Below are 15,239 nucleotides of genomic sequence, written 5' to 3' on the forward strand. Positions count from 1 at the left end.
GGTGTTCTCAGGAAACGTCGTCGGTCGGTCGATGCAGCAGGCGCGTGAACAGGCCGCGCGCCGCGTGGGCCGGATGCGGGAAGCGGGCCGGAACGGGGTCGCAGCCGCCGGAGCACCAGGGATGGCAGCGCAGCAGCCGCGCGGTGGTCAGCAGCGCACCCCCGGCAGCGCCGTGACGCTGCAGGGCGTCGAGCGCGTACTGCGAACAGGTCGGCTCGAACCGGCAGGCATTGCCCAGCCAGGGCTTGAGCAGCAGGCGGTATCCGCGCACCAGCAGCAGCAGGCACTGCTGGGGCAGGTGGATCAGCACCTGCAGCACGTCAACGCCCCGCACGGGCCAGCAGCCCGTCGAGTTCCTGCTGCGCCGCGGCGCGCAGGGCCCCCGACGCGGCTGACGGGAATTGCTGCGTCGCGAACGACGCACGCAGCCGCACCAGCCACAGGCCCGGCGGCAGCGCGGCGGCGTGGCGGGTCAGCGCGGCGCGGATCTGCCGCTTCAGCAGCGAGCGCGTCACCGACCGGCGTGCGTGGCGCTTCGGCACCACGGCCCCGAACCAGTACCCGAACGCAGAGTTTTCCACAGCAGCGTCCGCATTCGGTGCATCATCTGTGGACAACTTTGGATCACCGACCGGCGCATGGCGCCAGACTGGCGCAGAAGGCCCACTGCCCACATGGTGGACAGCGAAGTGAGTGCTTCGCGAACGCGTCGGCGTGGCCAGCACGCGCTCGAAGTCGGCCGTGTGCACAAGCCGGCCGATGCTGGGCGCCACGACGGCCCCCACCACCGGTCGTCAGACGGCCAGGCGCTTGCGACCCTTGGCGCGGCGTGCGTTGATCACGGCACGGCCGCCGCGGGTCTTCATGCGCACGAGAAAGCCGTGGGTGCGCGCACGGCGGATCTTCGAAGGCTGGTAGGTGCGCTTCATGGTGGTCTGTCCTGGAAATTCGGGAAACCCACGATTACAGCAAAAAACACGTTCCCGGTCAAACACTTGCACCACAACATGCGGCAATGCGCAGGGATTGACCCCGGGCCCGGATCTGTGGATAACCACGGTTCACCCGCCGCGGCCGACGTAGAATCCGCCCCCGCCGACAAGAAGATCTCCACAATGAGCCCCGACGTCACCGTCGACCTGTGGCAACGTGGTTGCGAGCGCCTCGCGACCGAGCTGCCCGAACACCAGTTCAACACCTGGATCCGCCCGCTGCCTCCTGCCCACTGCAGTGACGACGGCGGCGACGAGGCCGTGGTGTCGGTGCGCGTGCCCAACCGCTTCAAGCTCGACTGGATCCGCGCGCAGTACGCCGGGCGCATCGAAAGCGTGCTCAGCGACATCGCCGGCAAGCCGGTGCGGCTGGAGCTCACGCTCGCGCCGCGCGCAGCCGATCCGGCGCCGGCTTCGGGCACGCATGCCGCCGGCGCGGCGCGCCACAACGGCGCGCAGCATGCCGCCGCGGCGCTCGGCCAGCTGCAGCCGGCACAGCCGGGCGCCGGCGCCCCGGCCATGCCGTCGGCGGCCCAGACACCGGCTGCCAGCCGCAACAAGCTGAACCCGGCACTGACCTTCGACACCCTGGTGCCCGGGCGCGCCAACCAGATGGCGCGCACCGCGGCGCTGCACGTGGCCGGCGCGCCGGGCCAGATGTACAACCCGCTGTTCATCTACGGTGGCGTCGGCCTGGGCAAGACGCACCTGGTGCACGCGGTGGGCAACGCGCTGCTGAAGGACAAGCCCGACGCGCGCGTGCTGTACCTGCACGCCGAGCAGTTCATCAGCGACGTGGTGAAGAACTACCAGCGCAAGACCTTCGACGAGCTCAAGGCCAAGTACCACAGCCTGGACCTGCTGCTGATCGACGACGTGCAGTTCTTCGCCGGCAAGGACCGCACGCAGGAGGAGTTCTTCAACACCTTCGAAGCGCTGCTGGCCAAGCGCGCCCACATCATCATGACCAGCGACACCTACCCCAAGGGGCTGGTGGACATCGACGAACGGCTCACCAGCCGCTTCGACGCCGGCCTCACGGTGGCCATCGAGCCGCCCGAGCTGGAGATGCGCGTGGCCATCCTGATCAAGAAGGCGCTGGCCGAGGCCGCCGAGATGCCCGAGGACGTGGCCTTCTTCATCGCCAAGAACGTGCGCGCCAACGTGCGCGAGCTCGAAGGCGCGCTGCGCAAGGTGCTGGCCTACAGCCGGTTCAGCCAGAAGGACATCAACATCGTGCTGGCGCGCGAGGCGCTGCGCGACCTGCTGTCGATCCAGAACCGGCAGATCAGCGTCGAGAACATCCAGAAGACGGTGGCCGACTTCTACAAGATCAAGGTCGCCGACATGTACAGCAAGAAGCGCCCGGCCAGCATCGCGCGGCCGCGGCAGATCGCGATGTACCTGGCCAAGGACATGACCAAGAAGAGCCTGCCCGAGATTGGCGAGCTCTTCGGCGGCCGCGACCACACCACGGTGCTGCACGCGGTGCGCAAGATCGGCGAGGAGCGGGGCCGCAACAGCGAACTGAACCAGCAGCTGCACGTGCTCGAGCAGACACTGAAAGGCTGAACCACGCGCACCGCGCCCGCCGTGGCCAACCCTGGGGACAAGTCTCGAACAACTGCCCGCTTATCCACAGGCCGCCGCCTCAGCCGCGAGTTGTCCAGAAAACGGGGTCACGCGCAGCAGCCCGCCACCCACAGGGTTCACGGCCTGCTAAACCGTTGATTAAAAGGGCGAAAATAGCGTTGTCCCCAGAAACCCCGGCCGTCTACTACGACTACCAGGTTAAAAAAGAGGAAAAGAGATGATCGTCCTGAAAGCGCCGCAGGCACAGTTGCTCGAAGCACTGCAATCGGTGGCCGGCATCGTGGAGCGCCGCCACACGCTGCCCATCCTGGCCAACGTGCTGCTGCGCAAGAACGGTCCCTCGGTGGAATTCACCACGAGCGACCTCGAGATCCAGGTGCGCACCCAGGCCGAACTCGGCGGCGACGCCGGCAGCTTCGCCACCACGGTGGGCGCGCGCAAGCTGATCGACATCCTGCGCGCGCTGCCGTCCGATCAGGTGGTCTCCCTCAGCGCGGCGCAGAACAAGCTCACGCTGCAGGGCGGCAAGAGCCGCTTCACGCTGCAGACGCTGCCGGCCGACGACTTCCCGCTCGTCAACGAGGCGGTGGACTTCGGCCCTGCCTTCGGCGTGCCGCAGAAGACGCTGCGCCACCTGATCAACCAGGTGCACTTCGCGATGGCGGTGCACGACATCCGCTACTACCTCAACGGCATCCTGTTCATCGCCGAAGGCAAGACGCTGACCCTGGTGGCCACCGACGGCCACCGCCTGGCCATGGCGCAGAGCACGCTGGAAGCCGAGGTGCCGAACAAGCAGGAAGTCATCCTCCCGCGCAAGACCGTGCTGGAACTGCAGCGCCTGCTGAAGGACGAGGACACCGCCATCGAGATGCGCTTCGCCGGCAACCAGGCCAAGTTCGCCTTCAGCGGCATGGAATTCGTGACCAAGCTGGTCGAGGGCAAGTTCCCCGACTACAACCGCGTGATCCCGAAGAACCACAAGAACGCGCTGGTGCTGGGCCGCGCGGCGCTGCTGGCCTGCCTGCAGCGCGCGGCCATCCTGACGAGCGAGAAGTTCAAGGGCGTGCGCATGAACATCGAGCCGGGCGTGCTGCGCATCGCCTCCAGCAACGCCGAGCAGGAAGAGGCCAAGGAAGAGCTGGAAGTCGACTACAACGGCGACAGCATCGAGATCGGCTTCAACGTCACGTACCTCATCGACGTGCTGGCCAACATGGGCCAGGAGATGGTCAAGCTCGAGCTGCAGGACACCGCTGCCAGTGCGCTGTTCACGGTGCCCGACCAGGCCGGTTTCAAGTACGTGGTCATGCCCATGCGGATCTAGGCGCAGTCGGCGCCAGCGCCAGCCGCAGCGGGCCTCGTGCCCGCTTCAGCGTTTCTAAAGGGCCGCGAACCACGCGGTCCATGAGTGAAGAGAGTTCCCGATGAGCGAAGACAAGAAGCCCAAGGACGGTGTCACCCAACGCGAGGTGCCGTCCGCCGAAGGGGCTGCGGCCTCCACCGGCAGCGAGGCGTCCGAGGCCTACGGCGAGGGCAGCATCCAGATCCTCGAAGGCCTGGAAGCCGTGCGCAAGCGGCCTGGCATGTACATCGGCGACACCTCCGACGGCACCGGCCTGCACCACCTGGTGTTCGAGGTGGTCGACAACTCGATCGACGAAGCGCTGGCTGGCCACTGCGACGACATCACGATCACGATCCACAGCGACAACAGCATCAGCGTCATCGACAACGGCCGCGGCATCCCCACCGGCGTGAAGATGGACGACAAGCACGAGCCCAGGCGCAGTGCCGCCGAGATCGCGCTGACCGAGCTGCACGCCGGCGGCAAGTTCAACCAGAACAGCTACAAGGTCAGCGGTGGCCTGCACGGCGTGGGCGTGAGCTGCGTCAACGCGTTGAGCAAGTGGCTGCGCTTGACCGTGCGCCGCGAAGGCAAGGTCCACCAGATCGAGTTCAAGCGCGGCTTCACGCAGGACCGCGTGATCGAGCTGCGCGACGGCGTCGAGACGAGTCCGATGCGCATCACCGGCGACACCGAGCTGCGCGGCACCGAGGTGCACTTCCTGCCCGACGAGACCATCTTCAGCCACGTCGACTTCCACTACGACGTGCTGGCCAAGCGCCTGCGCGAGCTGAGCTTCCTGAACAACGGCGTGAAGATCCGCCTCGTCGACGAACGCAACGGCAAGGAAGACAACTTCGCCTTCGCCGGCGGTGTGCGCGGCTTCGTGCAGTTCATCAACACCGGCAAGAAGGTGCTGCACCCGAACATCTTCCACGCCGCGGGCGACAAGCTCAGCGACAACGCCACCAACATCGGTGTCGAGGTCGCGATGCAGTGGAACGACGGCTACAGCGAGAGTGTGCTGTGCTTCACCAACAACATCCCGCAGCGCGACGGCGGCACCCACCTCACCGGCCTGCGCGCGGCGATGACGCGCGTGATCAACAAGTACATCGAAGACAACGAGCTGGCCAAGAAGGCCAAGGTCGAGGTCAGCGGCGACGACATGCGCGAAGGCCTGGCCTGCGTGGTCAGCGTGAAGGTGCCCGAGCCCAAGTTCAGCAGCCAGACCAAGGACAAGCTGGTCAGCAGCGAAGTGCGCGGCCCGGTGGAAGACATCGTCGGCAAGCTGCTCAACGACTGGCTCCTCGAGAACCCCAACGACGCCAAGATCATCTGCAGCAAGATCATCGACAGCGCCCGCGCCCGCGAAGCCGCGCGCAAGGCGCGCGAGATGACGCGCCGCAAGGGCGTGCTCGACGGCATGGGCCTGCCGGGCAAGCTGGCCGACTGCCAGGAGAAGGACCCGGCGCTGTGCGAGATCTACATCGTCGAGGGTGACTCCGCCGGCGGCAGCGCCAAGCAGGGCCGCGACCGCAAGTTCCAGGCGATCCTGCCGCTGCGCGGCAAGATCCTGAACGTGGAGAAGGCGCGCTACGAGAAGCTGCTGTCGTCGGACAGCATCGTCACGCTGATCACCGCCCTGGGCACCGGCATCGGCGTCGACGACTTCAACATCGACAAGTTGCGCTACCACCGCATCATCATCATGACCGACGCCGATGTGGACGGCGCCCACATCCGCACGCTGCTGCTGACCTTCTTCTTCCGGCAGATGCACGAGCTGGTGGAACGCGGCCACATCTACATCGCGCAGCCGCCGCTGTACAAGGTCAAGCACGGCAAGCACGAGCAGTACCTGAAGGACGGCCATGAGCTCGACGGCTTCCTGCTGAAGGTGGCGCTCGACGGCGCCGTGGTGCTGCCCGACGGCACGGCCGAGGGTGGCCGGGCGCCCATCGACGGCACGGCCCTCGAAGGCCTGGCACGCACCTACCTGCTGGCCAACAGCGTGATCGAGCGCCTGGGCAACTGGATGGACCTGGACGCGCTGCGTGCCATCGCCAACGGCCTGGCCATCGATCTCGACAACGCCGCTGCCGCCGAAGCCAGCGCCACTGCGCTGCAGGCGGCGCTGGTGGACGCCATCGTCGAGGCGCAGTTCGACGCGCGCACCGACAAGCACCTGCTGCGCATCGGCCGCCGCCACCACGGCAACATCAAGGCCAGCGTCATCACGCAGGACTTCGTGCACGGCGCCGACTACGCGGCGCTGAAGGAAGCCGGCCAGACCTTCAAGGACCTGCTGGGTGCCGACGCCCTGGTGCGCCGCGGCGAAGGCGAGAAGCAGAAGGAACAGCGCGTGGGCGACTTCCGCGCCGCGATGGGCTGGCTGATGGCGCAGGCCGAAGGCGCCGTGGGTCGCCAGCGCTACAAGGGACTTGGCGAGATGAACCCCGAGCAGCTGTGGGAGACCACGATGGACCCCACCGTGCGCCGCCTGCTGAAGGTGCAGATCGAGGACGCGATCGAAGCCGACCGCGTGTTCACGATGCTGATGGGCGACGAGGTGGAGCCGCGGCGGGACTTCATCGAGGCGAATGCGTTGCGGGCGGCGAATATCGACGCGTGAGCGCACGTCTGCCGTAGGGCGCCAAGTTAAGTGCGACTCGCGCCACAGTTCTGCGACTGGCGGGCGTTAGTTCGTGCGACTGGCCTACTGCCGCTTCTGTCTGTCTAAATGCTCGGCCGCTAAGCCCATTCCTTTGGGCGACTGCATCGTGCGTGTCAGCCGGGGGAGAAACAGCTCCATAACGCCAGATGCCGATGCCTAGCCCTGGTGCATACCACCGGAGGCTGTGCGCCTACCGGGAAGCCATGTGCGGCAGAGGCGCTAGTGTTTTTTGTGTCCCGGCGTACGAACTGGTGAACGGCTCCACCCAAGCCTCTCCGATGTCGAGACAGCTAGCGTGCGGCGGCTAAGGTCCCATGGTTGCCGTAGCCTCGCCGCAGTACGACGCGCCCGAACTGGGCCACGACGCGCAGCGCGAACTCCAGGATCTCGGGGCTGGTGTTGTCGCAATCGACCAGCACTGCCACGCGCCCGTCGCCGTTGTCCCTGGTTTCGCTCATCGCGTCTCCTCTTGCTTGCCGCTACTGCACTGCGCTCGGCGCATCGAAGGTCACGCTCATGGGCCCTTCGCCTTGGTGTGAGCGGTAGATGACCTTGCCCTGATAAACGAAAGGCGCGGCCTTGCCGGCGGCCAGCTTCTCTGTGCGCACGAACAAGTGGAGATCAATGCCACGCGCTTGATGGTGAATGATCTCCTCGCCCCGCTTGCTCGTCGGTGTCGTCGCGTTCTGACTCTGCCAGTGGAACGTGTGCTCGTCGATCCAGTGGTCGAGGTACCGGTGCTCTTCGGCCTTGCCCCGCTTGCTGAGCGTTACCAGGAGGACGTGGGCCTTCTTGTCGTTCAGCGTGACGTGCCCGGAGTTCCAACTCCCCGGGTTGAACGTCTCGCCGAACAGAGGCGGGATGTCCTCACGCATGAACGGCTGACCGATGGCGAGATCAAGCGGGTCGACCACGGCCTTCAGCCGGGCGAGTGTCCGCATGTCATCGGTCGCCTCCAGGTCCTCGTAGTCCGGGTTGTTGGCCTTCAGCACGTACCGGCCGTCTCTTGCCTTGGTCACCACGCGGAGGAGGTACTGGTTGTCGCCACCGACCTCGTCCTGGCGCTCGATGGCCATGACCGTCCCTGTGATCGAACCGGCCTTGCTGGGGCTGAGCAGCTCCAAAAGGAGGTAATCGCCGTCCCGGATGGGGTTCTTGCCGCCGTTCATGGAGTTGCCGGAGGCGCGGGCGATGAAGTGCCGGCTCGGATCGAGCTGGCCGTATGCAGGAGGAAGACTTCTGTGCTCCTCCGAGTCGGTGCGACCTGCCTTGAAGTGCCCGCAGGCGATCTTCAGGTTCGGGAAGTACGGCAGCTCGATCGCGTCCCGCTTGGGACGGGGGAAGGCGATGACCTTGGCGTCTTCCGTCGAGGGCGCGGCGCGGCTCTCGTAGCTGGCCAGGCGGAAGTCGACGAGCTCCTGCAGCAGTGTGCTGAGGGCCGGTGCGATGCTCGGCGGCACCTCGCCCGTCAGCGTGAACTCACCGCCTGGCGTGGTGCGGAATACGGGCGTGCCCTGCGATGCCGAGTTGCCGCCGGTCCAGGCCTTGATCGGGTTGTCCCGCCAGTAGCGTTCCCACAGGTCGGAGTCGCCAGACGCATCGATCATCTCCGCCGATAGATCCGCCAGCAATGGCCGCCGCCGGTGCAGAACCTCCTTCGAACGGCGCGTCAGCTCGTCGACGCGACAGGGCTTCACCAGTCCTTCGAGCTCCAGGAAGGCTTCCAAGAGAACCATCTTGAAGCTCTTGGTCATCGAGGTGGTCTCGACCGCGCGCAGCAGCGATGCCGCTTGCTGTACGGCATCGCGCTCTTCCTCGTCGAGGTCGCCCATCTCGGCAACGAACTGGAACCAGCTGCCCGACTGCTGCCGCATGGAAGCCACGCTGGCACCCGACCGATAGAACTCAGTCAACGTGGGCCGCCGGCCGAGGATGTCGCGCAGCGCCTCGTAGTCATTCTTCGGACCCGCACTGTCGAGCGACTTCAGGAAGTTGATGATCCCGAGGTCGTAGTTGACGTAGCAGCCGGCTGGGAGATCCAGGCGCTTCTGCTCGACGTCCCGCGCGAACGATGCAAGCGCCTTGTAGGTGGAGCCGACACCAAAGAGCGCTTGTGGCTTCTGCAGGAAGCTGTGGTGGTTGCCGATGAAGTCCAGGACGACCAGGTGCGTCTTGCCTTCGCTCCGGCGAAGGCCCCGTCCCAGCTGCTGGAGAAAGAGGATCTTCGACTCGGTCGGGCGAAGCATCATCACCGTATCGATGCTGGGTAGGTCTACGCCCTCGTTGAACAGGTCCACCGTGAAGAGAACCTTCAGGTCCCCGGTCTCCAGGCGCTCCAGCGCCTGAGCGCGTCCCAGCGGCGAGCCTGCATAGACGGCCGCGCAAGCGACACCGGCACGGGCGAACTGGTCGACCATGAACTCGGCGTGCCGGATGGACACGCAGAAGGCCAATGTGCGCTTCTGCGCTCGCTGCCGCCACTGAGATAGCGCATGCCGAGCGCGCGCCAACGTCGCCAGCTTGTTGGACAGCGCCTCCGGGTCGAAGCGGCCGTTGCGCCACGGCACCTCCCGGTAGTCGACCGACTCGTCCAGGATCCCGCAATAGTGGAACGGAGCGAGCAGTCCAGCGGTGATGCCTTCGAACAGGTGGCACCCGTAGACCAGGTTGTCGTCGCAGAGCGAGAGGATGTCGGACTGGTCGGTGCGATCTGGCGTGGCCGTCAAGCCGAGCAGGAACGACGGCGCGAAGTGACTCAGCAGCCGGCGGTATGTCGATGCCGCGGCGTGGTGAAACTCGTCGACCACCACGTAGTCGAAGTGCTGCGGCGCGAAGCGTTCGAGGTGCGCTGCTCGGGCGAGCGTTTGGACCGATGCGCAGAGCACATCGACCTCGGCGTCTCTGCTGCGGCCCATGTAATAGCCCACGCGAGCACGAGGCCGGATTCGGACGAAGGTTGCCGCAGCCTGGGCGAGGATCTCCTCGCGGTGGGCGACGAACAGTACGCGACGGGCCCCCAGTTGAGCAGCGTCGAACGCAGCCAGCCAGGTCTTGCCCAGACCGGTCGCCAGGACGACAACACCTCGCCGAAAGCCCTGCTGACGCGTCCCGTGCAAGGCAGCGAGTGCCGCCTTCTGCACGGCTGTCGGTTCTGGCGGCGCCTCTTGCTCATGGCTACCGGGTGCGACGGACCGTGGTGGCGGGACGCGCCGCCTCTCGTAGGCTTCGATCCACGAGTCTGACAGGGCCACGGTGCTGGGGTGGGAGAAGATCTCCTCGAAGCGTGAGCGCGCTTCCAGGAAGCCGCGGTCATCCGGGTAGACGACGCGGTAGTTCCACTCCAGACCTTCCTGCAACGCCTGTCGGCTGATGTTGCTCGACCCGACGAACGCCGTACCTTCCACCAATTCCCCGTCCGACAGGCGGGCGAAGATATAGGCCTTCAGGTGGAAGCTGCTTCCCGCCGTCACGAACACGCGCACTTCGGCACCTTGCTCCTGCAGCAGGAGGAGAAGCCTCAGCGCCTCCGGGTCGGTGATGTCGAGGTAGTCGCTGGTGAGGACGCGGACCGTGCGGCCGCTGTTGTTCGCCAGTGCCGCCTGTAGATCTGGCAACAGCAGGCGTAGCCCCGTGGTCTTGATGAAGGCCACCGCGAGGTCGACCTCTGTCGCCCGCGACATAGCCTCGGACAGGTGTGGAAGAAAGTGGTCGCGATCCCCAGTGACGAGGCGGCGCGGTGACTCGAGCGCCTTCTTGCCCAGAACGTTGGTCCACTTCTCGGACCGGTCAGGGCGTTGGTCATCCGTAGACCAGATCTCGGACCGCTCGACCGCTGGAAGGGCCGCAAGCCACTCGACCACCTGCGATTCGTCCGCGTCCGTGAAGCGACGACCGCCGTGGAGTCGGGTGCCGGTCCCGCTCTTGAAGCTGGCGTACAGCACTCCCCCCGGCGCCAGCGCGGTCCACAGCCGTGACAGCACTTCGGGCATCTCCGAAGGCTCGACGTGCAGCAAGCTGGCGCAACACCAGATGCCGTCGTAAGCGTGCACTTCGTCGACGTCCTGGAACGTCCGCACGTCCACGGTAAATCCACAGTGGGTGGAAGCGCGCTCGGCGAGTTCGGGTGATGCGTCGAAGGCCGATACGCGGAAGCCCAGCTGCGCGAAAGCCTTGGCGTCTCGGCCGGATCCGCAGCCGGCGTCGAGGACTCGGGCGCCCGCCGCGAGCATCGCCGCAAATCGATCGCGAATGGGCGACATGTCGACGGCGACCGTGCTGTCGAAGAACTCAGCAGCGAATTGGCGGTAGTACCGAGTGGTTTCGTCCATCCCTGGGTCTGACTTCGCAGCGTGTCAGTGCTTCGCAGCCTACCAGGTGGAACAGTCCCGCCCGCTCGTGAGCAAAGCAAATGCGGCCGGGTCAAGAGAACGACTATCCAAGCCCTACCAGTTGGCGACTGAAGGTTCTTTCTGCGTCGAACTCCCAGAAGGAAATCTCCGAAGCGTTCAGGCTGCAGACGACCCGGTGACGTGGTGGGTTGGACTTGGGGACCGGCGCCAGATTGCCGAGCCGAATACTCCTAGCTTCGCTGGACATCGAGGCAACCTGTCGACCGATACCGAGGTGGCGCTCGAGCCACCGAGCCAGTCGAGCGCCTTCCTCACCGGTCGGCATAGCGGTCATCAAGAGGCTCCGTTCAAGCTCTGCGATCTCATCGTCCCGGCTGACCACCTGGGGCAGGAGTTCGAGGAGGGTGGCGTTTGCACTGATCTGGCGCTCCCGGACCTCTCGTTCCTGGAGCGCGCCGATGTGATCGGTGAGCTCCTCACCCAAATCCCATGCGAGCCATAGCAACAAGGAGCGAAGGTGGCCAATTTCGTCGATCTCGCCCTCTGCCCGTTGAGCAAGCTTGGGCAAGAGCATCGAGCGATGTCCGAAGAGCGCTGCCATCGCCTCCTTGAGGAGTAGACGGCGGTCTCGCTCTTCGACCAGGCTTGGCATTCCTCTCCACCGTTCGGCGTTCCTCAAGCGCCGGAGCTCCCGGACGACGCCCAGAACGGCGACGAGCTGAACGATTGCGCTGGGTGCTCTACGCTCATCTTTCGATGCAAGCTTCAGCTGCGCAACCATGCGACGTATAAGGGTACGAGCCCGGGTAGAGACGACCTTTGCGATCTGCGCGGTCTCGATGCCTGACCCGATTGAGGGGAGGGGCTGCGGTGCCTCATCGTCTTGACCCACTTGCTCCTCTTCCGTTCGTTCGACTCGATCGCCGGACTTGGGCTGATCTTGAAGGTCTAGGCCCAGTCGTCGAATCAGTACATCGATCAGGTAGGCAAGATCTCCGGCTTTGAGCAGGCGCAGCTTCTTTCGCTGCTTGGACATGTCCGCCACATGCACAGCGAGGCTTCCTGGCCGCTCCGGTGAGTCCTTCTGACCGGAGTCAGCAGCGCGCGTGCCGCCAGTAGTCTGTATGTCGCGCTCGACGTCCTCCGAAAAGATGACGCGCTCGACAGCGGCGATGAGGCGAGCAACATCGCCATCGTCGGATCCCAGACAACCGAGCGCCTCTCGGATAGCAGCCTGCTTCTTGGTTTGGCTCAGCCCAGCAAGGACCGAAGGGTGGTGGACGAGCACACGAAGATCAGCCCCGCCATCTGCCGACTTCAGGAGCGCGGACCGAATGGTTGGTAGAGATCCGTCGATCGTCAGGGAAACTCGGTTGTCGCCATGCTGACGAAGGACTGCGGGCTGGGCGTGAGAAGCATCCGGGCCGAACGCCAGTGCAGAGACGAACCGACGGCCGGTTGGCGGCTGAAGCCAGACGAGGTCGTCCGCGGGGTCTGCGACACCCATGCAGACGGAGGCCACAGGCGGCTCTTGCTTCGCCAGTTCGCTGCGCGTGCGCTCTACCGCTTGGGACAGCGTCTCGGCGTCAATCGGATCGCCTCGAAAGCACTCAGAGATGCCCATGGCAGCTGCAGCTGCGAGAGCCTCAGAGCCGCTTCGGATCATCACTGCCTCTACGTTGCCTGATCCGCCTGAGTTGAACCAAGCAGGCGAGCTTGGGTTCGCACTGCCGGACACCAGCGTTGGTTCTTCAGGACTCTCGAAGTAGATCGCCTTGGCGTGCAGATACGAGGACTCAGTGTCTGGCCAGATCGATGATGCTCTGACAAAGCGAGCTCGCAATCCGGCTACCTGGTGTCCGATCTGGACAGTTTGGGGATCGATGGCCACGACGATCTCTGCGTTCGGCCACTGCCCTTCAAGCCGTCGAAGGAACTCGAAGCGCGCATCGAAGAAGGCGCCCACCACTGATATGCGGTTCGGGTTGCGCGGGGCTCGGGACAACAGCTGCTCCCAGAGCGAAGGCCCATCAGCTGCTTGACCAACAATTCCGGAGTGGGCGATCCCCCGGCTGCCTTGTGTCATGGGGCGCACGAAGTTGGCGAGTGCAAGGGCAGATTCCCTGACCGCATCTGGCAACCACTCGCGCTGCTGCTCTAACCACCCGTCGACGAGTGTCCAGGCATCGGCAAGAGCCGCAACGCCTTCGATGTCTTTCGGGCCCTCGACCTCAATCCAGTTGGTCACTTCCCGGTTGAAGCCGAATCCAGAGAGCGTCAAGTTGTGGCTCCCGACAAGCATCGCGGCCTTCTTCGGCCCCAGCAGTAGGCAGACTTTTGGGTGAAAGGCCCCGGATGCCCGCATCGGAACGAGTGTGTAGCCGTGGCCGGCGAGGCGAGGGCGGGCAGCTTCGCTGGTCCAGGACTGCGCGCACTGGGCCGCGTCCATCAGCACGACGTTGTAGCGGACGCCCGCTGCGATCAGCCGCCGAAGCACAACTTCTTCGTAGAACGGCAGCGTGGCGTTGAAGGTCGTGATCAGAGACGCCTCGAAGCCACCTCGCTTGATGACATCGAGGATGGAGACTTCGTTGGAATCAGCCAAGGATCTCCTCCATCAGACGCGTTCCGTCGGGCGACGGGATCGTGGGCTTGCCGGGTAGGCCTCGGTCTCGATCCAACGCCCCGACGTCGCGCAGAACCTGCACGGCCTGGCGAAAGCGTGGCGTAGTCGGTGCTGGCGGAGGCACATCGTCGACGACCTGGAGGCCGCGCTCGGTGGGGCGGAAGCGAAAGGTTGAGTGGGTTGTCTGGCGGAGCTTGCGGAGGGCGACGCGCAAGTGGGTGTTCATCAGCCATGCGAAGAGGTCAGCGAACAGCTCTGGCAGTGGGCAGTCCTGCCAGCGTCCGTATCGAGCGCGGAAGCTCGCTAGGTTGATGGGGTAGTCCTCCAGGGCGTCGTCCGTGATGGGCAGATTTCCGTAGGCGCGGGCGGTGAGGTCGTCTCGCACATAGAGAAGTGCGATGACCCTCAAGGCATCGGAAAGGAGTTCGTCCCGTGGCGTGTGTCTCTCAACGCCAGCTGCCAGTCTTTGTGCCGTCGCGATCTCGTGATCGGGGTGCTCCCAGTCGCTGATCGAGACGCCATCGCGCGACAGCTTGTGCACGAGGGTGGCCAGCGAGGGCGCATCAAGTCGTGAACACGCCTCGCCAACAAGGCTGGAGCGAGCAAGAGATTGCGCGAATCGCTCAACCGAACTGCCATCGATGTCGTCATGCGCGCCAGAGCCGAGCAACTGCTCCAGGCAGATCGCGAAGACGCTCTGCATCGTGACGGAGAGCAGGTCGTTGCGCTGATACAGGGCCCAGGCGTCTTTGGTAGAGCGCAGCGTCGGCGGGATGAGGTAAGAGTGCTGTCCTGGAAGCGTTCCTGCATAGACAGCTGCGCGAAAGCGCGCTTCCGTGAGGTCATGTCCTCCGGTCTTGTGAAGCTCCCTGGAGAGGTGGAGCAGGAGAGCCAGGGTCTTCCGTCGCTGAAGGCCCAGTTCTGCAAACTCGGACTTTCGATCGAAGAAGATGTCGTGGAGCCGCTGTTGCTCAATCGGGTTGTGGCGGATGCTGCATGCGCAGAACCCCGCAAGATGGTCCAGGTCGCCGAGCGTGACGACGTCGCGTTCGAGAACGTCCCAGAAGTAGCTTGCGGGAGTGGCCACCTCGATAGCCTCCGCCAGCGGTTGCCCTCGCTCTACCGTGTACTTCATCCACGGCTTTGAGGAGGGGTCCATCAACTCAAGCTGGCTCAGCGCACCGGCGTAGTACTGCCCCAGGCCACCGAAGGGGTTCAGAAAGTAGCGGCGCCCAGGGGCGCTTCCCGTGTAGTCCGATAGGCGCAGCTCTTGGCCCTTCTCGAGCCGATCGAGGGCGGGCACCAGCTGCACTCGACCGACCATGGCCGCCCCGTGAAGCTCATGGTCGTGATCGGTTTGACGTGAGTGCCGTTCAGCGATGAGTGAGAAGAGGCAGTCTGCGCGGCGGTAGAACTCCCGTAATGTGTCCGCGGACGCGTTGGGGAATCGCTTGTCGAAGGACCAGACGACCCACGGATAGAACGAGTAGTAGCGAGCCCTGTCCGTGACGTTCGTGATGCCCGGGAGTAGCTGCGAGTAGATCAGCACACAGGGTGCCTGCGTGCCCAGGTGATCCAGTCCGCCAATCGCGTGGGGCGGGCGAACCCACCCTGTCTTCACCTGCATGTTGCCTCCCTATGGTCTGCCTAGGCT

The 15,239-nt window shown here is 65.0% G+C and carries 9 protein-coding genes and 1 pseudogene; 3 read left to right on the forward strand and 7 right to left on the reverse strand.

All coding sequences use genetic code 11. The features are described from left to right. Positions 1–7: 7 nt before the first annotated feature. The 3 genes from yidD to rpmH are packed head-to-tail and all read right to left on the reverse strand — an operon-like array spanning position 8 to position 929. Entirely contained in the window at positions 8–319 is a 312-nt protein-coding gene (gene yidD / locus ACPOLB_RS15455) for a membrane protein insertion efficiency factor YidD (RefSeq protein ID WP_425256896.1), read from the reverse strand. A 1-nt stretch (position 320) separates the two neighbouring features. Beyond that, positions 321–788, reverse strand: coding sequence for a ribonuclease P protein component (locus ACPOLB_RS15460; RefSeq protein WP_425256897.1), 468 nt, complete (start codon positions 786–788; stop codon positions 321–323). Positions 789–794: 6 nt separating this feature from the next. Continuing rightward, positions 795–929 (reverse strand): 50S ribosomal protein L34, encoded by a 135-nt coding sequence (gene rpmH, locus ACPOLB_RS15465; protein ID WP_006299042.1) that lies wholly within the window; start codon positions 927–929, stop codon positions 795–797. Between the two features lie 186 nt (positions 930–1,115). Here rpmH and dnaA point away from each other — a divergent pair, with 186 nt between their 5' ends. From dnaA to gyrB, 3 genes are all read left to right on the forward strand, one after another. Continuing rightward, on the forward strand, positions 1,116–2,564 hold the full coding sequence (gene dnaA, locus ACPOLB_RS15470; protein WP_425256898.1) for a chromosomal replication initiator protein DnaA: 1,449 nt from the start codon (positions 1,116–1,118) through the stop codon (positions 2,562–2,564). A gap of 238 nt (positions 2,565–2,802) precedes the next feature. Beyond that, positions 2,803–3,912 carry a DNA polymerase III subunit beta gene (dnaN, locus tag ACPOLB_RS15475; protein ID WP_425256899.1) on the forward strand — a complete coding sequence of 370 codons (1,110 nt, stop codon included), beginning with the start codon at positions 2,803–2,805 and terminating at the stop codon, positions 3,910–3,912. A gap of 100 nt (positions 3,913–4,012) precedes the next feature. Continuing rightward, complete coding sequence (gyrB, locus tag ACPOLB_RS15480; RefSeq protein ID WP_425256900.1) at positions 4,013–6,568, forward strand: DNA topoisomerase (ATP-hydrolyzing) subunit B; 2,556 nt, start codon at positions 4,013–4,015, stop codon at positions 6,566–6,568. A gap of 344 nt (positions 6,569–6,912) precedes the next feature. On the opposite strand, the pseudogene ACPOLB_RS15485 reads toward gyrB, so the two are convergent. From ACPOLB_RS15485 to ACPOLB_RS15500, 4 genes and pseudogenes are all read right to left on the reverse strand, one after another. Then, a pseudogene (locus ACPOLB_RS15485) lies at positions 6,913–7,068 on the reverse strand (NYN domain-containing protein); the annotation flags it as partial. Between the two features lie 21 nt (positions 7,069–7,089). After that, positions 7,090–10,938, reverse strand: a complete 3,849-nt coding sequence (locus tag ACPOLB_RS15490; protein ID WP_425256901.1) for a DUF3427 domain-containing protein — start codon at positions 10,936–10,938, stop codon at positions 7,090–7,092. Positions 10,939–11,041: 103 nt separating this feature from the next. Next, a complete protein-coding gene (locus ACPOLB_RS15495) occupies positions 11,042–13,564 on the reverse strand; it encodes a hypothetical protein (protein ID WP_425256902.1) in 2,523 nt (840 codons plus the stop codon). Beyond that, a complete protein-coding gene (locus ACPOLB_RS15500; protein ID WP_425256903.1) occupies positions 13,557–15,212 on the reverse strand; it encodes a hypothetical protein in 1,656 nt (551 codons plus the stop codon). The genes ACPOLB_RS15495 and ACPOLB_RS15500 overlap by 8 nt, the downstream gene beginning before the upstream one ends. Positions 15,213–15,239: the final 27 nt, after the last annotated feature.

Source organism: Rubrivivax soli, assembly GCF_049810355.1.
Lineage (GTDB): Bacteria > Pseudomonadota > Gammaproteobacteria > Burkholderiales > Burkholderiaceae_C > Rubrivivax.